General features: G+C 39.4%; 20 protein-coding genes and 1 pseudogene. 5 read left to right on the top strand and 16 right to left on the bottom strand.

Going from position 1 to position 25,260, the window contains the following annotated elements; genetic code table 11:
- Positions 1-2 precede the first annotated feature (2 nt).
- From cas4 to cobT, 10 genes are all read right to left on the bottom strand, one after another.
- Positions 3-506: a CRISPR-associated protein Cas4 gene (gene cas4, locus M5U24_RS14095; protein ID WP_099325852.1), complete on the bottom strand. Its 504-nt coding sequence runs from the start codon at positions 504-506 to the stop codon at positions 3-5.
- Complete coding sequence (locus M5U24_RS14100; protein WP_099325853.1) at positions 499-3,057, bottom strand: CRISPR-associated helicase/endonuclease Cas3; 2,559 nt, start codon at positions 3,055-3,057, stop codon at positions 499-501. The genes cas4 and M5U24_RS14100 overlap by 8 nt, the downstream gene beginning before the upstream one ends.
- Positions 3,041-3,838 (bottom strand): CRISPR-associated protein Cas5, encoded by a 798-nt coding sequence (cas5, locus tag M5U24_RS14105; protein WP_099325854.1) that lies wholly within the window; start codon positions 3,836-3,838, stop codon positions 3,041-3,043. Before cas5 ends, M5U24_RS14100 begins: the two co-directional genes overlap by 17 nt.
- 21 nt (positions 3,839-3,859) lie before the next feature.
- Entirely contained in the window at positions 3,860-4,192 is a 333-nt protein-coding gene (locus M5U24_RS14110) for a type II toxin-antitoxin system PemK/MazF family toxin (protein ID WP_157820619.1), read from the bottom strand.
- Entirely contained in the window at positions 4,179-4,373 is a 195-nt protein-coding gene (locus M5U24_RS14115) for a hypothetical protein (RefSeq protein ID WP_099325856.1), read from the bottom strand. The genes M5U24_RS14110 and M5U24_RS14115 overlap by 14 nt, the downstream gene beginning before the upstream one ends.
- Positions 4,374-4,406: 33 nt before the next feature.
- Positions 4,407-5,387: a type I CRISPR-associated protein Cas7 gene (locus M5U24_RS14120; protein WP_099325857.1), complete on the bottom strand. Its 981-nt coding sequence runs from the start codon at positions 5,385-5,387 to the stop codon at positions 4,407-4,409.
- Positions 5,384-5,914 (bottom strand): hypothetical protein, encoded by a 531-nt coding sequence (locus M5U24_RS14125; RefSeq protein WP_298202768.1) that lies wholly within the window; start codon positions 5,912-5,914, stop codon positions 5,384-5,386. Before M5U24_RS14125 ends, M5U24_RS14120 begins: the two co-directional genes overlap by 4 nt.
- Positions 5,915-6,477: 563 nt before the next feature.
- Positions 6,478-7,350, bottom strand: coding sequence for a hypothetical protein (locus tag M5U24_RS14130; RefSeq protein WP_298202771.1), 873 nt, complete (start codon positions 7,348-7,350; stop codon positions 6,478-6,480).
- 3 nt (positions 7,351-7,353) lie between these two features.
- The gene (gene cas6, locus M5U24_RS14135) at positions 7,354-8,109 is read right to left on the bottom strand and encodes a CRISPR-associated endoribonuclease Cas6 (protein ID WP_157820620.1); all 756 of its coding nucleotides are present in this window, start codon (positions 8,107-8,109) and stop codon (positions 7,354-7,356) included.
- Positions 8,110-8,408: 299 nt separating this feature from the next.
- Complete coding sequence (gene cobT / locus M5U24_RS14140) at positions 8,409-9,467, bottom strand: nicotinate-nucleotide--dimethylbenzimidazole phosphoribosyltransferase (protein WP_099325860.1); 1,059 nt, start codon at positions 9,465-9,467, stop codon at positions 8,409-8,411.
- Between the two features lie 193 nt (positions 9,468-9,660).
- On the opposite strand from cobT, the pseudogene M5U24_RS14145 reads away from it, so the two are divergent.
- The 5 genes and pseudogenes from M5U24_RS14145 to M5U24_RS14165 form a co-directional block, all read left to right on the top strand.
- Positions 9,661-10,031: pseudogene (locus M5U24_RS14145) on the top strand (type II/IV secretion system protein); the annotation flags it as partial.
- Positions 10,032-10,130: 99 nt separating this feature from the next.
- Complete coding sequence (locus tag M5U24_RS14150) at positions 10,131-11,375, top strand: GspE/PulE family protein (protein ID WP_298202846.1); 1,245 nt, start codon at positions 10,131-10,133, stop codon at positions 11,373-11,375.
- A 5-nt stretch (positions 11,376-11,380) separates the two neighbouring features.
- Positions 11,381-13,129, top strand: coding sequence for an ATPase, T2SS/T4P/T4SS family (locus M5U24_RS14155; RefSeq protein ID WP_099325862.1), 1,749 nt, complete (start codon positions 11,381-11,383; stop codon positions 13,127-13,129).
- A 338-nt stretch (positions 13,130-13,467) separates the two neighbouring features.
- Entirely contained in the window at positions 13,468-14,721 is a 1,254-nt protein-coding gene (locus M5U24_RS14160) for a type II secretion system F family protein (protein ID WP_099325863.1), read from the top strand.
- Positions 14,722-14,953: 232 nt separating this feature from the next.
- Positions 14,954-15,469, top strand: a complete 516-nt coding sequence (locus tag M5U24_RS14165; protein ID WP_164994636.1) for an NUDIX hydrolase — start codon at positions 14,954-14,956, stop codon at positions 15,467-15,469.
- A 72-nt stretch (positions 15,470-15,541) separates the two neighbouring features.
- Here M5U24_RS14165 and M5U24_RS14170 read toward each other — a convergent pair whose 3' ends face one another.
- From M5U24_RS14170 to htpX, 6 genes are all read right to left on the bottom strand, one after another.
- Positions 15,542-16,729, bottom strand: a complete 1,188-nt coding sequence (locus tag M5U24_RS14170) for an FprA family A-type flavoprotein (protein ID WP_099325865.1) — start codon at positions 16,727-16,729, stop codon at positions 15,542-15,544.
- A gap of 248 nt (positions 16,730-16,977) precedes the next feature.
- Positions 16,978-17,466 (bottom strand): 3-isopropylmalate dehydratase small subunit, encoded by a 489-nt coding sequence (leuD, locus tag M5U24_RS14175; RefSeq protein ID WP_099325866.1) that lies wholly within the window; start codon positions 17,464-17,466, stop codon positions 16,978-16,980.
- Between the two features lie 63 nt (positions 17,467-17,529).
- The gene (locus tag M5U24_RS14180) at positions 17,530-21,822 is read right to left on the bottom strand and encodes an acyl-CoA dehydratase activase (RefSeq protein ID WP_298202776.1); all 4,293 of its coding nucleotides are present in this window, start codon (positions 21,820-21,822) and stop codon (positions 17,530-17,532) included.
- 343 nt (positions 21,823-22,165) lie between these two features.
- Entirely contained in the window at positions 22,166-23,458 is a 1,293-nt protein-coding gene (gene leuC / locus M5U24_RS14185) for a 3-isopropylmalate dehydratase large subunit (protein WP_099325867.1), read from the bottom strand.
- Between the two features lie 80 nt (positions 23,459-23,538).
- Positions 23,539-23,865: a hypothetical protein gene (locus M5U24_RS14190; protein WP_169703954.1), complete on the bottom strand. Its 327-nt coding sequence runs from the start codon at positions 23,863-23,865 to the stop codon at positions 23,539-23,541.
- A 196-nt stretch (positions 23,866-24,061) separates the two neighbouring features.
- Positions 24,062-24,910, bottom strand: a complete 849-nt coding sequence (htpX, locus tag M5U24_RS14195) for a zinc metalloprotease HtpX (RefSeq protein ID WP_099325868.1) — start codon at positions 24,908-24,910, stop codon at positions 24,062-24,064.
- Between the last annotated feature and the right edge of the window lie 350 nt (positions 24,911-25,260).

Genomic DNA, 25,260 nt, shown 5'->3' on the forward strand with positions numbered 1-25,260 from the left:
GTTTACGACCAGCAAAATTCAAGATATGAGCACGTCTTGCAAAACTTTACCCAAACTTTTTCCGGGGCAGATTCTTGTTGAATCAGATATTTGATTTTTGCGATTAAATTTTCGACCTCTATTATGCGTTCATCTGTTAATTCTACTGGCACTACCTTTTTTTCTTTTGGTATCCGGATCTCCCCTTTGATGGTTCGATCTTTTCTTGAAACATTATAAAGATAAAAGAGCAATTGCATTTGGGAAGCCTCAATCATCCTGGAACTCTTTTTCGTTTCAATTAAGGTAATAATGCCATCTTTCTGTCTGATAACGTCAATTTTACTACCGTCTATCAGTATTTCCTTTTTATCCCTTTTGTATGTTTCTTCTGAAAGCAGGCGACCGATAGCAATAAATTCATTATACTGATTACCCGATATATTCCTGGACATCAACCACGCCTGTCTTTGGCAAACAACATATGCCTGCAATATTGACCCTGTTACTTTTAGCTGGTCAGACAAAAATAGCCTCTCTTTCTCCGACAGTCTTTTTAAATCCCTCCTGATCAAGTCCTTTTTCTATGCTATAAAATTGATGCCAGTTTTCACAATAGTAAAATCCGTGCCTTATCTCTTCATCGATTATTTTTCTAAGTTTTCCATGTTTCGTATAACAGTTGAAAACATTTATTGAATAAGGTATCAATTTCTTTTTAAATTCCTTGATTCTAATTGCATTCTCTAAGGATTTTTCTCCATCAAAAAGCGACATGTATTCGATCCATAATGTTTCACCTTTCTCATTATAAGGAATATAAATGGAAATCGTATCGCCATCAATCAGATGTACATTTCGGTCTACCTGTTTTAAAAATAGATTTCTTATGTCTGATATGTTTGTTTGAGAACTGTCAACAAAGGACATCTTGTTCTTTTGATCTATTCCATTTATAACTCTTTTGTAGAATTCTTGTAATTCACTATTTTCGTCAATGGTTTTTTTACTAAAGAACGCTTCTTTATTTGTTTCTCTTGATTTTAAATCTTTTCCATAAACTTTTTCACTTGCGTCGTCTTCGAATACAAACATTTCACAACACTCTTTGCCGCTATTCCTGTTTATCCTGCCTGCTACCTGAACGATGCTGTCAAAAGGCGCATAAGCTCTAAACCCCACATCAAAATCAATATCAACACCAGCCTCAACAGACTGAGTCGATACAAGTACAATCTTCCTGTTTGCATCTTTACAGGCTATAAGTATGTCTTTTTTCCTTGCTTCTATAATTGTTGAATTAAGAAGGTACACCTCAAATTCTTCAGAGATTGTTTTTTCCTTTTGAATTTTTATGTATATATCAAAAGAATCTTTTACCGTATTTAGAACGATAAGAATCTTGTTTTCTTTATTAAGTTTTTTAATCCGGTTTACCAATTTGTCGAATCTGTTTTTGTCATTTGATTCGTTAATTTTTAGTTTTTTATCAGGTGTTATTCTTGTCCTGTTAAATACTTCATGTTTGAATACTTTGCTGGATGTATCTTCAGGTATGATTTGATGAAATGTTGAATTTGTGAGAATATCCAACCTTGGTAGTGTTGCGCTCATTACAATGAAATGGGTATTGAGAAATCGGCCTATTACATCAAACATATAAGCAACTTCCGTCCAAACTGTATCTTTATAAGCCTGAATTTCATCTATTATAACGACACTGTTAGCTATTTGGTAAAAGTTATAATTGGAGTTTTTGTCGTTTCTAAAGAAAAGGTCAAAGAATTTCACATGACTTAGGAAAAGGACAGGTTTGTTGAAAAACAAATTATCAACATAATTTGCAAATACAGAGGTATCATCCTCATAATTGTCTTCATTGTCAGACGAATCTATGAACCGCGAATCCAGCCGTGCCATATTTCTTAAACCTATAAATTTTCCAAGTACTTCGTAACTCTGCTCAATCAAATTAATAAAAGGAAAGACATAAAAGAGTTTTTTAATCTCTCTTTTCTCCATAATCTTTAGTGCTAAACGAAGTGAAATATTTGTTTTACCACCACCCGTAGGTATATTAAGAAAGAATGTTCTGATATCAGATTGTTCATCCAGGATATTCTCAAGATTGTTTTCTGTAACAACATTTAAAATTGAACGAATCTTGTTAAGGGCTTCTTTCCTTTTTTGATTATCTGACCATTTAATATCCTCAATATTAACATTCCTGAGGGAGTTTCTATCTTTACTAATATTTACATTAAAATTTATTTCTTTTTTTTGATTAATTTCAAACTCATCAACTTTATGGAAATTGTTAAAAACCTCCTCTTTAATTTCATTGCGTAGAATATCGTGATTGAATTTTTGCCCTGTCTTGAACTCCATTGTGGCAAAATAGTCAGACGAAATGAGACAGGAGTGAAACATTTTTACAAGAATGAAGAATGACATGGATTCTTTCGACAGTTTTCTTACAAGCTCTCTCATGCCCCGATCGTTCCATTTTTTCCAGAATCCTCCCGCAGACACTGCTTCAAGAATATTATTGTCAGGTATTTCATTAAGCTGTTGAAGTATATCAATCAAAACTTTTACATCAGCTCTGCATGAAAAGTTTTGTATATCATTAAGTATGTCATTTAATCTGCCATGATGTTTGTATACTGAATAAAGCAGTAAAAAAAGAATCATGAACTCTTTGTTGTTGACCGTATCAGTTTTTTTCAATTTCAGAACAGCATACACCAGTACAAAAAAACTCTTATCACTATGTGTCGTTTTATTCTTTTCTCCATCCAGCTTTGCCTGAAATTCAGGAGTTAATTTGCCTATATCATGAAAAAACACAAATTCCCGCATGATCTTTAATAGCTTTTCATTGTCAACACTATTGTCCACATCTATATCTGTTATTAACCGGTGGAAGATGTCCTCAATTTCATACGTTTGTATTATGTTGTCAAAATAAAATAATGTTTTGTCACAATGTGTATGAAAAGGCTCCTTTACGCTATCTGTTTTTGAATGGGCAAATGCTTTAATATCTTTTAAAACTACATTAAATAAACTGGACATTGAACGGTTCTCCTTCGTTTTTATTTACAAGCGTATAAAAACCTGTTTTATCTTTTATGATAATTTCCCGCTGAGTCAGAACGAACACATCCTTTTTATAAAAACCTCTCGCATCAAAATCGTATGGCAGATGTTCATATATTGTGTAACCTTCATTTAATTTTTTTTCAAAGGGGTCGAAATCCTCAAAAGAGAATTCACGTAAAATATTTGTGTTCTTATCTCCCGCTTTAACTAACCCGCATACAGATGCTTCGGAAGCAGACAATGGTGCTGCTTCATATTCCTGATAATTCTCATGATAAGCAAAAAACTCATTTTTCCCGAAATAAAGAGGGTATTCGGATTCTCTGTTTATTAAAAGTTTCTTTAGCTTACTAATCAGGCCATCCTGAATTGCGTTATTATCAAGAACAAATACCGTATATCTGATTTCTTGTTCTCCTATGAGGATTTGTTCTCTTATCTGCCATGTTTGTCCCTGGCCGCCAGAGCTTTTGGATGCAAGGCAAGAGGCATTATTAAAACCCGTAATAACTTTTTTCAAGGGTTTCTCATAATGGGGAAGTATTGCAATTTTCATATCCTTTAAATTTGTATAAAAGTCAGGATGTTGCTTTGCCTTAGATTCAGAATAACCGGGTATTCCGAGGATAGCGCCGATAATGCCTAACACAGCCGGTTTGTGCAGAAAATTATAGCTTATATACACCATATCATTGGCATCGTTTTTCTTGAAGAAAGCCATATCACCCGCAAGTTCAAAAGAAAATACATTCATTGATTTTCTCCGGTATTCGTTTTATTTCTCTATTTTAAATAATTGTTTTATCCTGGATATTATTTCGGGTTTATATGAGCCCACCAGCGTTCCAAATCTCTTTTCCACTCTCTGTTTTGAAAGGGTTGCCAATTTATCTATTCTAACAACGGATGGGTATAACAAGCCCACATCCTTCCAAGCATCTATTGCTATATCATATTCGCCTCTTTGTTCCATACTGGTCACTTTTGCGGTCACAATATCTTCTAAATCTGTCTGTGCTAAGACAACTACTGGTCTTTTCGCATCTCCTTTTCCATCGCTATAAGGAAATTTCAGTAGTAATATCTCGCCAAAATTATAGTTTGTCATATGCGGCATCCTTTTCGGAATATCCTTTCATAAAATCCCCGGCAACAGTATCTTCCCATAGCCTGTCTTCTTCGTCATCAAGAAAGATAATAATTACCTTCTTGTCTGTTTTGTAAGGAATTCTTTCCAATGGTTCTATTTTCCCATCATGACAAACTCCCTGTATTGCCGTAATAGCCATAAAGTTCACCTCCAATATAAAGCTGAAATAAAATTAATGCGTATTATTGGATTGATCCTTTTTAATAATTTTGTCACGGCCTTCAACAGTTATCATATCGTTATCGTAAACCAATTCAACATTTTCAATATCATCGCGGTATTTTCCAAGGGTTGCAGCAATTGTAGACAAATCAACGGATGTTTTACCCTTTTCCTTTGATATCTTAACAAAGTTTTTTAAGGTTGGTATCTGTTTCTTTGAGTCTTCAAGCATTTTTATAAACAGAGTAAGGATGTTTTCAGACCCTATTTTTGATGCGGTATTCAGGTTTGTCACAGCATTCTTCAAGGCTTCTTTTAGCTTGTCTATATCTGTGGTATTAATCTTCATCTTTTCTTGCACTTCTGAATTATCTTCATAGTGGTTAAGTATATTTTGTGGGTTTATAACAAAATCATACACATAGCAAACTTCCTTTGCTTTGTTTTCGTTGCCTATTGTTGAGCTTTTGTCTCCTGAATCTGTCGCGTATGGAGAGAGTATGTCGTTTGCGAAGATAATGTTTTCTTCGTACTTATTTACGCCATAACTTATCTGAACCGGTCCCGTTAGAGATATGTTCTTATTATCTTCTTCCACACCAGATTTCATAGCGAAAGTTATTCCAAATAGTTTTGTATCGATACATTCAGAAAAAACTTCCAAGGGAGTGTTTTTATTTAGTTTAGCTTTCATGTTGTTGTATCTTTCTTCAAGGGTATTTGGCAGATACTTTCCGTTATCTTCTTTAAAGGTTTTCCACACAAAGACATTCTCTTTGTTATCTACCCAGTATTTTCTCATGGCATATTTCAGAGCCTTATCGGTTGCGTAGATAGTCCCGTTCTCATCAGGCAGTCTCCTTGGATTGCCCGTAAAATCCGCATTGAAGTTGCTGTTTTCACTTTTTATCAGGACAATTCCATAACATCTATTCTTGAATTCGCCGTTATCTTGTTTTTTTACCTTTGTTTCTTCTTTTATCTCGCTCATTTTTTATCCTCCTTTGATTTGGCATAGAAAATATTTTCGTTACTATTGAAATAACCGGCATAAAAAAGTGTTTTTAAATCCCTAGTGAATTTCTCTTCTTTGTTATCATAAAGAAACCCCCACATTTCAGAAAACGTTTCATTGAATTTTTTAACATTAAGCGGAATAGCATGTTTGTATGCTTTAAATAAACTCTCAATTCTTTCCGCAAGCAATGCAAAATTTTGCATATTTATGAAAGGTTCGATCATGGTATGTGTTTTCTCGGAGGATTTTGACTGGTTTAAAAGATAGTAGGCAATTTGTCCTGCATAATAAGCGAAACTCTCTTTATCCGTAATCTTTCCTTCCCTTTTAATCCTTTCTACAGTTTCCATTTTTGTCTCCCTTTTGCTAAAGATATTGTCTAAGTCAAGATAAACATCGCTCATTTCTTTAAGGCTATAATAGGTTTTTGTATTATCTTTTTTCTTATCAAAAAACTCTTTAAGTCTAGCTTTCAAAGAATCAAAATAGATATCAGCCAAAATCTTTTGTGATAACCCCGCATATTTTGCTCTATAAAAATAGTCAAAAAGCGGCTGTCTGTATTTGTGTATTATGATATTCATATGGGGTGAACCTGTATCCACATCTTTTACGAAGTAACTTTTTTCAAGCTGATAGGTAAAAAAATATCTATTTATTAAACCTTCAATGGTGAACAGGTTTTCTCCGTACATCTTAAATTTAAAACCGGTAATATAGTCAAAAGCGAGTATGTTCTCACCACGATTGTATATAATCAAGTAAAAGTCCAGTTCTTCATTTGAACTGGTTCTATATACTTCCTGAATAATCTCTTTGAATCCTTTTTTCTCTAATCTGCCTTCGTTTTTAAAAAGATTAACAATCGCGGCTCTTTCTTTTGTATCAATAAATAAGGGGAATAAAGTAATGCTTAGCTTATTCAGGAAATATTCCTGAAATTTATAAATATCAAGCGAACATGTTTCACATACCTCAATGTTGTAATCAATATATCTATTACAGTGTCTTAAGAAAGGTTTTCCTGAGTCAAGATTATGAAATGCATTTGGTATATATATACTTACATGTTCTCTGTTACAAATAGAACATTTCCCTTTTGAATATCTTTCCGGTTTATCTTCTGCAAATATTTTTTTGAAAGATACCTTTCATACCATTTTTTATAATTTACATAAAAGCTTTCCTGAAACTTAAATACTACAAACATTGAATTACCTGGAAATTTCCACTCATTCTTTTTTTCATCAAAAACAGATAAAATATTTTTTAAATTTTCTATTTTATTCCATATCTTTGTAACGTTGATGTCCGACCCAATAGAATCAAATAACTTTATATAATTATCCTTCAACTCGTCATCTAAATCTTCCGGCAGACCTTTCAGAATGTTTGATTTTCTGTATGTATTTGTAAGTTTTTGTGCAAAACCTTCTTTGCAATTAAAAATATCACCTTTAAACCTCCCGGTACTTAATGTGCCGCTATCAAACTTGCCTTCAAAAATAAGCAGGTTGTACGAATTTGTGCCTTTGTTGCTTCCTATACTTTTATTACCTTTAGGATCATCAGAAGGTTTTTTTGTGTAAAGAGATAACGATTTTAGAATCTCTTGCCATTCTATATTTGCATCAGAAAGTTTCTTCAAGGTTAATAGATGTTCGCCAGTATTTTTGATTTCCCATGAAATGTCGTTTCCCTTTTTTCCATCTAAGGTAACATACTGTTTTATTATAGTAATCCCATTTTCAACCGCATCTTTCTCAATAATATCTTTAAAAACAAAATATGCATCATCAGGTTTTATAGTCGCCATATCCTCGTTAACCGGTATAACCATAACAGGTTTATCAAGTTTCCTCTCTACTTCATTCACCAGTGCATAAATTCCTGCATCCTCTAATTGTTTTGAAAACTCAACAATTTCTTTCAGCATTCTTTAAATATCCTTTCTTTCCCTCACCTTTTCAATAAACCCAAACCCTCCGCTGTTCCTCGATCCCAATCCTGCCGCCAGTGCAAACTGCAGAAACTCAGGCTCGCCTTCCAGCCAGAAATGGCCGGTCCATCCCTTTATAACGGTATCCTTAAAAGACCTTATCCTTTCCCTGCAATATTTCATTTGAACAGGTTCGGTCTTAATGCTATAGGGACATTCTTTTCTATGATACGCACACCATTTTTTCCTGAGATTTTCATTTATTAATGTGCTGTACTCAGATTCCGTCGGAGAGTAATAATACGTTTTTTTCGTACCATCCCCCTTTAATAAGGTTGAATGTGTTTCTATGGGTGTTAGCGCATTGACCCGTATCTTATTTGTCTTAATATCTTCATCCTTGATAACCTCCACCGATGAGATGTTCATTAGATTCTTGCCAAACAGTAACTTTTCACTGAAAACGGTATTCTTTGCAACCTGTTCCAGAATCCAAAAGACAGGGGAAGATACGTAAAAGCTAACCATGTGGGGAAAGATGAATAATTCCTTTGATGATTGATACCTGCCTTTTTCAATAATGGAGGAAAAGGTGAATAGCTTAAAGGAACGGTTTTCCACCTTAAAACCACCTTCATGCAGCCATTGAGCAGGTACCCTGTCGATAAGCCGGTAGATCAATGCCTGGGTTATAGCGTTAAACTCCTTTGGTAAAATAATCTCTTTGTCCGATAGTAGGGATATTTTTAATCGCATAAAACACCAGCTAAGTAATGGAAGCCTATATTGTACGCACTTTAAATTAGGTTGGGTTTTTAAAATGCAAAAATCCAACGGCATTCATTTTTATCCACCCCTAACCCTTCCCAAGAGGGGAATTAGATGAGTCACAAAAAATCGGGAATGCCCCGAATACGCCACCCTACTTCTTTAATCTTTTACTAATCTGTGGATTGTTTATTTTCATTCCCTTTTGTGAGCAACTGATCATGGATGTTTCATAGTAAATGATTACTATAAAATCCTTTAGAAAATCATCGCAAAACAAACATCAATCAGGAATAAGGGTCTGATACACTGGCATCCTGAAAGGTTGCCATTTCATTTAATAATTTTACGCCGGCTTCTATCAGATTGATTCCCAGTGCTGCACCTGTTCCTTCTCCCAGGCGCATATTTAAATTCAATAATGGTTCTTTTCCCAAAAACTTTAACATGTGTTTGTGGCCTTGTTCCCCGGAGACATGGGATGCGATAAAATAATTGCCTGCCTTTGGTTCTAAGGCACTGGCAATTATTGCACCTGCTGTGGAAATAAAACCGTCGAGAACGATGGGGATGCGATGGCGGGCAGCGCCAAGACACAAACCGACAATGCCGCCTATTTCGTAGCCTCCCACTTTTGCCAGGACATCAATCGGGTCATTCGGGTCGGGACGGTTAATGGCGATTGCTTTCTCTATGACAGCGATTTTTTTCTGTACCGCTTGATCATTTAGTCCGGTTCCGCGTCCGGTTGCCACGGAAACATCAACATTCCCTAAAACGGAAAAGATGGCGCTGCTGGGAGTCGTGTTGGCAATCCCCATGTCGCCCAGTCCAATAATGTCCAATCCGTCCTGAAGTTCTTCTTCGATGAGTTCTATGCCCATTTCAATGGATTTAACAGCGTCTTCCCTGGACATTGCCGGCCCCAACGCCATATTATTTGTGCCGTGTTTCCATTTTTTTATCTTGAGACCCGGAGAAGGAGGAATGTTTGAGGCGACGCCGCAATCCACCACAATTACCTTTGCACCGGTTTGCCTTGCCAGGACGTTGATAGCTGCCCCTTCACGAATAAAATTTTGTACCATTTCGCGGGTAACTTGCTGAGGGAATGCGCTTACCCCTTCCGCAATAACACCATGATCCCCTGCAAGTGTAAATATCTTTTTATGCCTTATTCCGCAAGAGAGGCTTCCTTTTATTGAATAATATATGGTTGCCAGTTCTTCCAGCCTTCCCAAACTTCCCCTTGGTATAGCAAGAGTATCAAACCTGGCCTTAATGTGCCCCTGCGGGTCAATTAGAACGGTTTCTATGTTTTCGATAGTTTGTTTTAGATATGGCATTTGCGGGTATATATGTTGCATTCGGTTGTAAGTTTTTTTATAGTGAGACTTATGGAATTGCCACGGAAGAATGCCTTTTTTGTAAGGTTTTTATTTACCTGCCCAGTGTGCTTTGTGTTTGAAATCTTATCTGATGCGGCATTGCTGCGCTATGTTAATATATATCAGTAAATAAATTCAAGTCATATTTGTCATGAAGAATTCTACCCATTTAATAGAGCAGGTCTTACTCAACAAGATAATAGATAAAGACCAGTTAAAAAAGGCGAAAGAAATACAGTCTAAAAAACTAATTGGGCTGGAAGATGCACTGGTGGAGCTTGGCTATACCACCCATAAGGAGATAATTAAATGTTTATCATGGCATTATGATTTGCCGGTGCTTGATCTTGCGAACCTGGAGATACCTGACGAAATAATTAATTTACTGCCCACGCACATTATTAAAAAAACGGTATTTTACCCATATCAAAAAAAAGCGGCGTGATAACCATAGCAACGAGTCGGCCTCCCGACCTTGGATTTATGGATAATTTACGGTTTATATTGGGTTCGGATATTAAATTTATTCTTGCCACCGCTGAACAGATTGCATATGCCTTTCGCAAAAACTGTCATAATGAATCAACTGAAATGGTAGGTTCGTTGCTGAAAGAAATAAGGATGGGCGATGTCACCATAGTTCAAACGGAGAGTGAATCTGGCGGGGCATATCGGAGTGAAGCCAAATCCGCAGAAGACGACAGCCCTGTTATACAATTAGTTTCGCTTATTATAAATAAAGCCATTGTTGCACGTGCGAGCGATATCCATGTTGAGCCGCTTTTAAGCAAGCTGCGCATCCGTTATCGCATTGATGGCGTATGCCAGGAGGCGGAAGTCTTACCAAAAAATCTTCAGGATTCAATTATTTCCCGCATAAAAATACTTACCGATATGGATATTTCTGAAAAAAGGAGGCCGCAGGACGGAAGGATAAGCCTTTATCTTTCAGGGAAGGATATGGATATACGTGTATCATGCCTACCTTCCATTTACGGTGAAAGCATTGTTATGCGTTTACTGGAAAAATCACAAACGCTGATGTGTATTAAAAATCTTGGACTTTGCACAAGTGATTTTCAGCGTTTTCAATCGATTATTAAAATGCCAAACGGTATATTTCTCATTACAGGCCCTACCGGCAGCGGGAAAACGACAACGCTCTACGCAATTATTAATGAACTCAACCAGACGGGCGTAAAAATTGTTACGGCGGAAGATCCCGTTGAATACACAATAAAAGGCGTTAATCAAAGCGAGGTGCATGATAAAATCGGTTTTACTTTCCCAAAGATTTTAAGGACTATGCTCCGTCAGGACCCAAATGTTATACTTGTCGGGGAAATCCGTGATACAGAAACTGCGGATATTGCAATTGCTTCCGCCCTGACAGGACACCTTGTCCTCAGCACCCTTCATACGAACGATGCACCCTCCGCCATTACCAGGCTCATTGATATGAACATTAAACCGTTTCTTGTTTCGACCTCTTTGCAGGGAATCATGGCGCAACGGCTGGTGAGGGCGATATGCCACGATTGCAGGGAACAGACGCATTATACGCCGGAACAAATCACGCAAATGGGTTTCGATCCAGGCATGTTTACGGAATATTATTTCTATAAGGGAAAAGGGTGCAAGAAGTGCAATAATATTGGTTTTAAAGGCAGGATCGGCATATACGAACTTTTGGAGATGAATGAGACCATGCGCGATATGGCGTACAACGCAGCTTCTACCGATGAAATGAGAAAAGCGGCAAAAACAGCGGGAATGACCACGCTGAAAGAGGACGGCATCAGGAAGGCAAAAGAAGGCAGGACCACCCTGGAAGAGATATTCAGGGTGACCGGAACGGAAGAGTGAAAACGATGCAGGCAAAAAGTAAATCAAAACCGGATGCAAAAAGCGACGCACAAAGAAGACTCTTTGGGCAATTGCTGAAAGAAAATGGGTTTGCCACAGAAGATCAAATCCAGGAAGCCCTTGCAGTGCAAAAGCAGAATGGGGGGTTGCTGGGAGATATTCTTATTAGCATGAACTATGTGACGGATCCGCAAATAATGCAGGTGTTGAGCGAATACCTGGGAGTGGAAATTGTAAATATAGAAGATAGAGAAGTGCCGGGAGATGTGATTAATTTAGTGCCCGCTGCCATTGCGCAATTGTATAGAATTATCCCTATAAGTTATGAACAGGAGAAACAGGTTATTACGATTGCCCAGGCGAACGCCCTTGCAATTGAAACATTGGATGACTTACGATTGGTGCTGAAACTCAACGTGAAACCGGTACTTTGCCACAAAGATTCCGTAGCCCGCGCCCTGGAAAAATATTATCCCAAAAAACATGAGTCTGTGGAGCAGTTGCTACTGGAGTTTAAGGAGGATAAGTCATATGCGCAATCTGTTTCAGGGAATTACATAGATATTGAAGAACTAAAGAAAATGGCGTCTACCGCCCCGGTGAAGAAATGGGTAGGCCTTATGTTTTTATATGCGGTTCTGGATAAAGCAAGCGATATTCATTATGAGGCTTTTGAGGATAGCTTTCGGGTACGGTACCGGATAGACGGCGTATTGTATGAAAGGGTGTCCCCACCCAGAGAGCTTGGCATTCCTATTAATTCCAGGATAAAGGTAATGGCGGGAATGGATATCTCGGAAAGAAGACTGCCGCAGGATGGAAGGATAAAACTGAATGTTGGCGGCGCGTCAATAGATTTGCGTGTTTCTACGCTTCCGACAAAATTCGGGGAAAGCATTGTGATGCGACTGCTCGATAAGTCGGCGGTATCACTTAGTTTGGACAAGCTGGGGTTCAGGTCTGAAGAATTAAAAAATATCTATCAATTGCTGAATATCCCGAATGGTATAATTCTCGTTACAGGCCCTACGGGGTCTGGCAAGACGACTACATTGTACGCCGCATTAAACTATTTGAACGAAATAACCACTAAGATAATAACCACTGAAGATCCTGTAGAATATGATGTTGACGGGCTTATTCAGGTGCAGGTAAACCCGTCGATAGGCGTTGACTTTGCAAGTTGCCTGCGGTCTATTTTGCGCCAGGATCCTGATATTATACTTGTTGGTGAAATCAGGGATGAGGAAACGGCCAGGATTGCCATACAGGCTTCATTGACGGGTCATTTGGTTTTTAGTACGTTACACACAAACGACGCCCCGCTTACGATAACGCGTTTAATTGATATCGGTGTTAAACCTTATTTGATTGCTTCAACACTGGAATGTGTCATCAGCCAGCGGTTGGTAAGGAAAATATGTGCATCATGCAAAGAAGAATATGAGCCTTCCGATGAATTGTTAAATGAGTTGAATCTCACAAAAGCCATAGCGGAGGGAAAAAGATTTTTCCGGGGGAGAGGGTGTAGTGATTGCAGAAAAATCGGATACAGGGGACGTATGGGTATATATGAAATAATGCCTGTCAATGAAGAAATACGGGGTTTAATTACCGAACAGGCAAGTACAAATGTAATAAGGAATGTTGCAAGAAAAAACGGCATGAATACATTGCGCGAAAACGGACTAAAAGCAATTTTTGAGGGGCAAACAACGGTTGAAGAGGTTGTACGTGAAACCATTTCCACATAAGCGCTAAGTTAACATTACGGATTAATTTAACCGTGTAATGAAATTTACATATTCGCGTTTATTAGCGTCATTGGCGGTTCCTTTATTAACCGTGAATACACGCAAATAGACGCTAATGAAAAACGAATATCGAACAAGGAATTTCGAATTATGAAGTTTTCTTATCCTCCGACATTCATTTCATGGGGTCAGGACGAAACAACCCTGACAGGGTTACAAACCCTGTCAGGGTTAACACTACGGTAACGTTTTATTAAAACATGGCGGAAGTCGCAAAAAATCAGGAATGCACCCGCTTAGGGGGGTTGTTTCTTTAAATTAAATTGAGAGATTATGTAATGTCCATTTTTCAATATTATGCGGTAAACAGTACAGGAAAGAAGATAAAGGAGAGGATAGAAGCGGCATCATCGGAGGAGGCGATTTCTAAAATCCGCGGATTAGGCTATTTCCCTACCGGCATAAAAGAATTAACTGTACGTGGAAAATCGGCGGAACAACATGCCGCGAAAACGCAGAAGAAAAAATTTGGCGAGATAAATATATCTATTGGAGGAGTAAAGTCTAAGCATTTGACGCTGTTTACGCGTCAGTTATCCACATTACAGGATGCGGGTTTGCCCATAATCAGGAGTTTGCAGATACTTGCCGCACAGCTTAAAAAAGGCATGCTGAAAAAAACGGTGCTGAAGGTCATTGAAAATATTGAAGGCGGAAGCACATTTTCGGGAGCGCTTGCAAGACATCCGCGGGTATTCGACAAGCTATACGTAAATATTGTCAAAGCTGGTGAAATAAGTGGTTCATTGGATATCATTTTGAGGAGACTGGCTGATTTCAGGGAAAAGATGGAACGGCTTATCCGAAAAATAATAACCGCTATGATTTATCCTTCTGTGGTGGTCGTGGTTGCTGCGGCAATCCTTATAGGCCTTATGATCTTTGTCGTACCCAATTTTGCGAAAATATTCGATGAACTGGGATTAGACCTGCCTGCCCCAACCAGGATGCTGATTCAGTTCAGCACTGCTCTTAAGACAAATTGGATGTATTTGCCTGCCGTGCCCGTTGGAACTTTTATTTTTTACAAACTCGTAAGAATGATTAAGAAGGTGAGGCTGCTCATTGACCGGGCAAAATTTAAGATACCGGTTTTTGGGGCAATAATAAATAAATCTACCGTATCCCGGTTTACCCGTACCCTTGCGACGTTAACATCAAGCGGTGTGCCTATTTTAGATTCGCTCATAAATTCGAAAGATACCACCGGAAATGCCGCTGTTGCCCAGGCGATACAAAATATTCATGATAGTATCCGCAGCGGAGAAACTATCGCAAAACCGCTGCGTGAATCAAAGATTTGCAATGAAATAGTCGTCAATATGGTTGAGGTAGGAGAGGAAACTGGCGAGCTGGAAAAAATGCTTACAAAGGTTGCCGACAACTATGACGATGAAGTGGACAGGGCTGTTGAAGGGCTTGTAAGCCTGATAGAACCGATTATGATTGTGTTTTTGGGTGGTTCGGTTGGGTTTATTGTAATCGCCATGTTTCTGCCTCTCGTAAAATTGATGCAGAGTATCGGCGGGTAACATTTGTAGTAAATCAGAGATTTTAAACTACAGTCGGCAATCGGCAAATTGCAGATTGGGGATTGGGATTGGGATTGAAAACTGAGGACTGAATCACGAGAGGCGAGAGACGAGGGAAACAACCTCGGGGTTATTTTGTACCGATCCCATGAACGGTTACAAAAAATCGGGAATGCTCTGGCTTTGGACAGGACAAAAACGAAATTTAACATGTTTTATAAAAGGTGCTATAGTGATAGTTTACTCCGGAATAAGAATAAGTGTAAGGAAGGATGAAGTTGCTCTTGATGACGGAAGAAAGGTGATGCGGGAGGTAGTTGACCATCCCGGCTCTGCCGCCATCATTCCTTTTATTGCAAACGATGAGATTCTGTTAATTAAACAATACCGGTATGCGGTAAACGAAACGATATATGAAATACCAGCCGGTACCCTTGATGAAGGCGAGACTTTTTTTGAATGTGCAAACCGGGAACTGGAAGAAGAAACAGGGTATAAAGCAGGCATTCTTACCCCTTTGTCGGTCATTTATCCGTCTCCCGGTATTTTGAATGAAACCATGCATCTTTATAAGGCAACAAACCTGATCAAAACGAAAACGAATCATCAGGCAGATGAATCAATCAAAGGGATTGTTGCGATTAAAGTAAAAGAAGCGTCTGAAATGATAAAAAGGGGGGAGATCAAAGATGCAAAAACGGTGTGCTGTATTTTAATGACGATTTCGGGGGTTCACGTTTTTAAATAAAGCACGTTTGTGAGTACGTTAAGTATATTTTATTGACAACAAGTGAAACGCTATGATAGGGGGCTCTCTGATTCAGGGGCTGGTAAGTGATTTGGCAAAATCATATCCGAAGATTGAACACTTTTTCAAAATTTCTTCTGTAGGGATAAAATTAGCTTTTAGGGAAGGTTGCACAACATTTAACTTTAGGCCTCTTAAACGGTCTTCCATTAGTTTAACTGCTTCTCCGCTCCATCCATACGTGCCAAATGTTGCACATTTCCTGCCTTTAATGTTAAGACTAAATAAAATATTCATCATATCCCACATGTGTTTTACCGCATCTCCATTCATTGTTGGCGAACCAAACAGCAACCCATCGGCAGATTCTATTTCGAACCGTGCATGTTCCGGAGAAATAGCGGCAACATCCAACAGCTTTGCTTCACTGCTTACCGTACAAGCGCCTTTTGCTATCGCCTCCGCCATTTTTTTTGTATTCCCATAGACAGATACATATAAAATTACGATGAGTTTTTTGCTTCGGGGGGGGAGTGGCGTGCTCCACTCTTTATATGCCTTTATGTATTTTTGCGGGTCTGTTCTTAATATAGGGCCGTGGCTGGGAGCAATCATTTTTATGTCGAGTTGATTTGTTTTGTCTAACGCTTCAAGTATTTTTTTTCTGAAGGGACCCATTATGTGCTCAAAATAATATCTGAAATCTTCAAAAAATTCATCCACCCTGTCATCAAAAAGCCTTTCATCGCAAAAATGGGTGGCAAATCCATCACAGGGAAACAGTATCGCATCGTCATGCAAATAAGTAAACATGGTATCCGGCCAATGCCAGAATGGGGCATGAATAAACTGTAATTGTCTGTTTCCCAGAGAAATGCATTCGCCGTCCTCAACCGTTTTTCCGTTAAACTCAGAGTTAAGAATGTTTTTCAGAAACATTGAGGCGGTCTTTGTTGATAAGACCTGGGCATTTTTAGCTAGTTTTAATAGCTGTCCTAGCGATCCGGTATGGTCCATTTCCGTGTGATTTACCACAATATAGCAAATGTCTTTAAGTGGTATTAACGATTGCAGTTTATTGAGATATTCAGGGGTAAATTTTTCATGAACGCCATCAATGATTGTTGGTTTATCCGCCATGATAAGATAGGAATTATACGTGCTGCCAAACCGGGTTTCAAAAACAACGTCGAAAGTCCTGAGGGTGGCATGTAAGACGCCTGTCCAATAAACGCTATTTGTAAGTTGCAATGTCTGCATTGATTATAAGAGATTAGCTGTTAACCCTGACAGGGTTTGGAACCCTGCCAGGGTTGTTTTTTTCTGAAATAAAAACGCCGAGGTAGTTATAAATACTTGCTGCGGGTTGCAAAACCTGAATTCGCCGGGAATGAAGTTTACGTAAAGTTTGGAGTATTGGGTTTTTTGTCATTTGAATTTGCTTCGTATTTTGATATTCGTATTCCGAATTTGGTTGCAGCTAAAGGCTGCGCTAAGGATTGTTTGTGTTATTGCCCTATTTTATTTTTCACAAAATTCATCAACCCGCCCGATTGAATAATTTCCTGCATTTCGTGTGGAAATGGTTCAAAGGTAAAACGCCTGTTCAAGGTATGGTCAAAAATTTCGCTCTTTGTCAAATCCACCTCTATTTCATCTCCTTCTTTGATGTTATCCGCAGCTTCAGGACACTCGAAAATAAGCAGACCAATGTTTATAGCATTTCTGAAAAATATTCTGGCGAATGATTTTGCGATGACGCAGGAAATGCCTGCTGCTTTGATAGCGATCGGTGCATGTTCACGTGAAGACCCGCAACCAAAATTCTCTCCCGCTACAATAACATCTCCTTGTTTTATCTTTTTTATGAAATCAGGGTCGGCATCTTCCATGCAATGCTTTGCCAATTCATTTGGGTCTGTCGTATTCAAATACCGGGCCGGGATGATTTCATCGGTATTAATATTATTGCCAAACTTCCAACATTTATTTTTCATTTATTTTTTTGTTCTCATCCGGAAAAAGTTTACTGATGCCATTTACCATTTAGCTCCATTTTTTCATCCTGCCTTTGCATACGACTCAGAAACGGTTTTCGATGCAGGCGGATATTTTTTTATCTCTTGTTTTTTTTGATTCAACCGGCACTCCATTCTTTGATAGGCCTGGTGCATAAAGGCTTCCAGCCGTGTTTCTTCGTTTGTTTGCTCCTGACCGTCAAAGGATAATTTCAGGCAGGGAATACCGGCATTCTCCCTTTGAAATCGCTCAAGTATCCCGTTTACTATTGTCCCCGGCATACAATGGAAAGGAATAATATTTACAATACCATCGAATCCCTCTTCGGCATATTCAACTGCTTTCCCCATACTCAGCACAGGGTCTCCTTTATAGGAGTCGTCGATGTATTTTTTCCCTCTCCTTATAAGCTCTTTGATTGTTGCGTCCTTATAGAAATGCCTTATTTTGCCTTTAAAGATGTTTGTGAGTTTATATGCATCATATCTCTGTACAATCGCAGATATGAATTCCCCCAAATATCCCTTATAATTTTTTTCGTTAAGACATGATTCCCTGCGACAATGTGCAATATAGTTAATCCATTCTGCGAATGGAGGATTAAAGGCCTCTCCATTTAGCCGTTCTATATTTTTGATGAGAAAATTGTTTGCAAAATCATTGAGCCGCACATAATTTTCGCCAATAATGCCAATCAACGGCCTCGGCTTACTCCTGTCTACCTTTATATTGGTAAATTCGTGCCTTGCTTCTCTTGCAATATCAAGCAGATTCATGCCTTTGTCCAGGGCCGATTCTGCTTTTCTAAGGTACTTCTCATATAAGGCGTCAGTTTCTCCCTTATTTATCTCATAAGGTCTTATTTCCCTTTGCAATTTCTGCATGAGATCGGTAAAAACAATACCATTCCATGCAAGTTTTCTGAATCCTGTTCCCAGCCCTTTTGTATCTTCCTCATAATTTTCTCCCTGATCCAGTGTATATAAAGGAACATTCATAAGACCTAGATCGTCCAGTACCATGCGTTGAAATTTATTGTACTGGCCGAATCTGCAAGGGCCTGAAGCCGTTGCCATAAGGAAGGCGCTTGCTTCCGGATCAAAATCGGGCGACATTGATTTTTTAACAATATCCCCTGTGGTAAGTATTGCGGGGTAGCACTCTTTTCCGGAAGTATACTTTCTTCCGATATCTACAGAATTTTCGTCTGCCATGGGCATCGCTTCTGCCGGTACCCCGTTAGCCCTCATGGCGGCAGCGATCATTCTGCCATGATCACACATATGCGGAACATAAAGTGTTCTCTTTTTTCCGCCGGTAATTTGGCGTGTGGCGATATCTTCCTGCCGCCTCCTGGTTTTTGTTGCAGGTTTAACGTTTTTAAGGCTATCAATAAACGCCTCGCAACGGGTTATAGCGCCAACATCAGCGCTGTGTTCATCTATTTCTATGGTCAGGCATGGTTTCCCAGCCAGCTCCTTATAGAAAAATTTGGAGATAAATGAATCAGGGCCGCAGCCAAAGTTTGTGATATATAAAGGATAGAGCCTCTTGTCTTTTGCAATCAACCTTGCGGCGGCAATAAACCTTTGCCCTGTTTTCCAGTACATATTAGGGTAATCGTGCGAAACTTCTTCAATGTCCAGCGTCAAATAGTCAAGAGGTATAACTAGTATTCCCAGGTCGCGTAATTTTTCCGGAAGACCAAGATTCATTCCCGTATCGCACCCATTGTACGATCTGCTAATCAGGATAAAAGCCTTTTCATCATCCGCAATAGTATCTAAAATTTCTTTTCCGCGTGCCTCTAATTTTTCAGTGAAAGCGCTCTGCGCTTCAAGTGCCGTTTCGATTGCCTTTTCTACAACGCCTCCGGTTACTCCAACGCTTTTCGCAATTTTATGGAGGGTTTTTACCAGAAATTCCATTCCATATTCGAAATGAATCACGGGCGATAGTGTCTTGAACCCGCGTTTATCCAAATCGATGCCTGAACGCACGAGGTATGGTATACATTGCACATAGGGACAGGCATATGAATGAGTAATATTCTTACTGGAGTGTGTTAAATTTATAACGCTGGGCAAAAATAAATAATCAATTTCCCTTTCCAGCATATCAATGACATGCCCATGGGCGACCTTTATGGGAAAGCATGTTTCTGCCGTAATAACCTCAACGCCATTATAAATAATGTCCTTGTTTGTATCACGGGAAGTAATCACCTCGAGACCCATTTCGGTAAAAAACGCTTTCCACATGGGAAACAAATCATAAAAAGTGGATACCTGCGGTATCCCTATTTTCTTCCCCAAGGGGTTTTGGGGTTTATTTTTTGGATAAGTATTATATAGCGCCTGTTTTCTTTCATTGAAAAGCCTTGGCAAATGCTTCCCCTTTTTTAACGTCCTTTCGTCATCGAATTTTCCGCACCGGCTTCCGTAATGAAGGGGGTCTTCTCCTTCGATGCTGACCTTTCTTATTTCGCAAATATTTGAACAATCTTTGCAAACAAAAGAGGAGAGTTCATATCGTTTGTGCCTGATATCAAATCCTCTAAACCGTGATTTCTCCCATGTTTTCTCTTCCATTGCAATAATGGCGGAACCGATTGCCCCCATAATATCATGGTGTGGAGGCACAATTACTTTTTTACCGGTTACTTTTTCAAATGCAGATTTTACTCCACGGTTTGCTGCTACCCCTCCCTGGAAAAAAATGGTGTTTCCAATAGGGCGGTCTTCAACAACCCTGTTTATGAAATTGAGTACAACGGAATAGCTCAAGCCGGCAAGCAGGTCTTCCTTCGAGGTACCTCCCTGCTGATGATGATTTAAATCAGATTCCATAAATACCGTACATCTCTCGCCAAGATGCGACGGGCAGCATGATGAAAGTGCGCGGTCATTAAATTCTTTCTTTATATTTACATTCAGTTTTTCCGCCTGTTCTTCCAGGAATGAACCGGTACCTGCCGCACATACCTTGTTCATGGCAAAATCCACGACAGCGCCATTTTCCAGCCGGACAAATTTTGAATCCTGTCCGCCGATTTCAAAGATCGTATCGACATCCTTATTTACACTTGCTGCAGCAGTGGCATGGGCGGTAATTTCGTTTTTAGCGATATCGGCGCCGATAAAATCCCCCGTTAAATAACGTCCCGAACCTGTCGTCCCTGCCCCGTTGATAACAACCCTGTCGCCAATTTCCAGTCCCACCTCATAAAGGCCATGTTTTACCGCTTCAAGCGGCCTTCCGGCGGTCATAAGATAACGCCTTGCCAGGATGTTTTTGTGTTTGTCGATAACCACAACATTCGTACTGATGGAACCTACATCGATACCTACATATGCCTCGACTTTCCCGTTTTCATCAAGATGATGCGTCTGGTCAACAATTTTATAATTATCCGAACGAAGAGGTTCGAGATTTGATGCTTTTGAACTGCGGTTTTTAAAATATTCCTCTATTGCCTTCAGACCACGGAATGGCGACTTTATTTCCTTATCTATCAGAGTAAATACCGAACCAATCGCCCCCATTACCTTGTAATACTGCGGAATAACCAGTTCTCCGGATTTTAATTCCAATATATCTTCAAATGCCTTAACCATGCCGGAATTTGCAACAACACCTCCCTGGAAAGCAATGGGTTTTACAAATTCCTTGCCCTTGCCGATGTTACTTTTAAAATTCCTTGCCATTGCATAGCACAGCCCTGCGACGATGTCGTAAACCGGCGTGCCTTCCTGCTGTAAGTGTATCATATCTGTTTTGGCAAACACACTGCAGCGACCGGCAATACGCGGGGGGTTTTTTGATTTTAAGGCAAGTTCCCCAAATTCTTTTTCTATGGAGACCCCAAGCCTTGCCGCCTGTTGGTCCAGAAATGAACCGGTGCCGGCTGCACACATTGTATTCATTGAAAAATCAGAGACTTTCGTCTGGCCGGTTGATTCGTCACGTTCAATAAGCATTAGCTTGGAATCTTCTCCGCCAATTTCAATAATTGTGCGGACATCAGGGTGTAACGTTGTCGCGGCCTTACTATGCGCAACAACTTCATTTATAAAGGCGATATCCATTAATCCGGCTATTAACTTCCCGCCGGTCCCGGTTATTGCAATGCCGTCAATATCGTCCATATGTGTCCTGTTTAGCATCTCTCTTATTACCATTAGGAACGTTTCGACCGGCTGCCCGTGTGAACGAACGTAATGATCTTCTAATATCTCTTTTCTTTCATTAATTAAAACTGCTTTTATACTGACAGAACCAATGTCCACGCCTATATATTTTTTTTGATACATACGTTTATCTGTTCCCTTCATCAATTTATTACCTTAATCCCGCACCAAAAATGATATTTTTCGTGCAAATAATTTCTTGAACTCATCTTAACACATACAATTGCAGTTATTTATACCTTACAGGTTCACAAATTACGAAATGTAGAGCGAAGAGTTTCTTCGTTCTACAACAGCAACTTTTAAGAAATCACAATTTGTGAGTCCGTAAGGTGTGCAAATATTTAAAATCTGGCAATCGCTTGAAACCCTTACAAATACCGGCTAAGACAGATGCTTTGTTTTATGCTGCTTCTATAGGGCAGCCGAAAATCATAGAGAGAAGTATCACTAATGCTGGATATTAAACGGTTTTGCAAGCCTATGGTCAAATAGAAGGTATTTTTGTGCAAGATTCAGGCCGCATTTCACTTGGTGGTGTTATTTTGCCGGTAATAGCAGACGCAGCAGCCACTGCAGGACTACAAAGATATATTTCGCTCTTTGGATGTCCCATGCGGCCAACAAAATTACGGTTTGTAGTGGTAAGTGCCCTTTCCCCTTCTGCCAGTATTCCCATATGACCGCCAAGGCACGGGCCGCATGTAGGTGTTGAGACAACTGCTTCTGCGTCAATAAATATTTCAATAAGCCCTTCTTTTAACGCCTGTTTATATATTTCCTGAGTAGCCGGAATTATAATCAACCGGAGAGAAGGATGTGCCTTTTTCCCTTTTAATATTTTTGCCGCTATCCGCAAATCTGATATCCTGCCGTTAGTGCATGAACCAATAACTACCTGGTCTATTTTAATTCCACAGACATCATAAACGGATTTTGTGTTTTCTGGAAGACTGGGTAGGGCGACTTGCGGAACGATTTCCTCCGCGTTGAATTCATATACCTTTGAATAATGGCTGTCGGGGTCGCTATGATATGCCACATATTCCCTTTTAACTCTTCCGGCGACATAATTTTCCGTAATTTTATCGGGAGCAATAATTCCGCTTTTTGCCCCGGCTTCAATCGCCATGTTGCATATGGTAAAGCGGTCATCCATTGGTAAATCGGATATGGCGGTCCCTGTAAACTCCATTGCTTTATAGAGCGCCCCGTCAACGCCAATTTTCCCGATGGTATATAGTATGAAATCCTTTCCCGACGTCCAGTTTCTTGCCTTACCATGAAAAACGAACTTAATCGATTCCGGCACTTTAAGCCATACCTTTCCTGTTGCAAAACATGCGGCCAGGTCTGTACTGCCTATCCCGGTTGAAAATGCCCCCAGCGCTCCATAGGTACAAGTATGAGAGTCTGCCCCAATTACTAATTCTCCCGGGGCGACAATGCCCTGCTCCGGGAGCAAGGCATGTTCGATTCCCATGCGTCCAATCTCAAAATAATGTTTTAAATGGTGTTTTTCAGCAAATACACGGAGTGATTTTGATTGTTGGGCGGATTGAATATCCTTATTCGGCGTGAAATGATCCGGTACTAAAACAATTTTTTCGGGGTCAAAAACTTTTTTAATGCCCGCCTTTTCGAATTCCTCAATGGCAATTGGGGCGGTTATATCGTTTCCGAGGCAAACATCTACATTTGCATAAACGAATTGTCCCGGACGTACTTCCCTCTCGCCACAATGCGCAGCGATAATCTTCTCTGTTATTGTCATTCCCATAAATTGTACTCTGCATGGCAATACTTCCGTCTTTTCTCACTAAAGGAAGTGGTTGTTTTTGTAAATAAAGTATAAAAAAACTAATTTTCTGAAAATCGTGTTCTATTCCATGATTTTAAAAACAGGGGGTCTTGTAAATATTTTTTATGACACTTATGACACAAATCAAAGCGGAATGTTTTGTACTCTTCTTCCTCTCTATCATCACCAAGCTCTTCCCCATCCACCCGGTCATTTTCATCGTCGTCGTCATCATCGTCATCTTCCATTTCCCAAAGTTCTTCATCAAGGTCATCTTCTGTATCCATTGAGTCGCAAGTAGCGTATACTTCAATTTTTACAACATAACGTATATCCTCACCCGCAAGTAACGGTTTCCCACACATATCACATGTATAGTGCACCATCAATGTTCCTCCAAAGAAAAAAAATCATTTTACTAAAGTTAAGTTGTTTTGACACAATTCAATACGGTGAATAAGTGATTGAGTCTGTATTATTTATCAAAAACCAAATCAGACATCACCTTCCCTTCGGCTGGCATACTAAATCATGTCACGGATAATTATACTGCAATAATTATCCCCCTTGGATAAACCCAATTTACGCCATTGATCGAAGCCTTTTTACTCTCTCCTCAATTGGCGGATGCGTACTAAAAAGCGAAGCAAATGAACGACCGCTTAATGGATTTACTATAAACAGATGTGCGGATGACGTTCCCGCATCTAACGGCCTGACCCTCGCGGCCTGGTGCAGTTTTTCAAGGGCGCTAGCCAATCCTGCCGGATTACGTGCCATAAGCGCTCCGCTTTTATCCGCGGCATATTCTCTTGAACGTGATATAGCCATTTGTATCAGCAAAGCAGCAATAGGAGCTACTATGGCGAGAGCTATGAGACCGACTACGCCTCCTCCCCCGCTATCGTCATCATCATGCCTTCCAAAGCCGCCAAACATGGCAGTCCATTGCGCCATATTCGCCAGCATGGTAATTGCGCCGGCTATCGTCGCAACAATAGTACATATTAAAATATCTCTGTTTTTAACGTGAGAAAGCTCATGTGCCAGGACGCCTTTTAACTCTTCATGCGTTAAAGAGTTTAACAACCCTTCCGTGACTGCTATGGCGGCGTGCCCAGGGTTTCTACCGGTGGCAAAGGCATTCATCGCCTGAGTGGGGATAATATACAAATTTGGCATGGGCAATGCGGCATTTGCGGTGAGTTCTTTCACCAGCGCAAAATACTTCGGTGAATCTTGTCCTGTAATCTGGCGTGCACGGTATATTTTCAGGACGATTTTATCACTGTACCAATAACTAAAAAAATTCATCCCCATTGCAATCGCAAAAGCAAAAACCGCCCCCTGCCTACCGCCAAAAATACTTCCGGCCCAAACGAGTATCAGGGTTAATACTACGAGTAGAACCGCTGTTTTGAAATAATTCATATCTGCTACTCCAAAACAATAACTATGGAGGAAAAATTACTTTGCCATTACAAAGGCCTGTTCAAAAATTTATTATTCTCGAACATTTTCAGACCTCAAAGACCTCAAAAGTCATTATAAATGTCACCTATTTTTTGTCAAGCAATTAAATAGGCAGGCCAATGCAGCATTATTTGTTTTTATAAAGACAATATAGCATGTGGTATATAACAACTTACATACACTAAATATACGACTTATTTACTTCCATATTTCTCTGCCAGGGCATTTTTTCTCTAAGGATTGTTTCTCAGGTAAAAACAAAAGGTTAATTTACGTATAGTATTACTATTGGCTAACTTATATGAATA

This window comes from Candidatus Kuenenia sp., assembly GCF_027493735.1.
GTDB lineage: Bacteria > Planctomycetota > Brocadiia > Brocadiales > Brocadiaceae > Kuenenia > Kuenenia stuttgartiensis_A.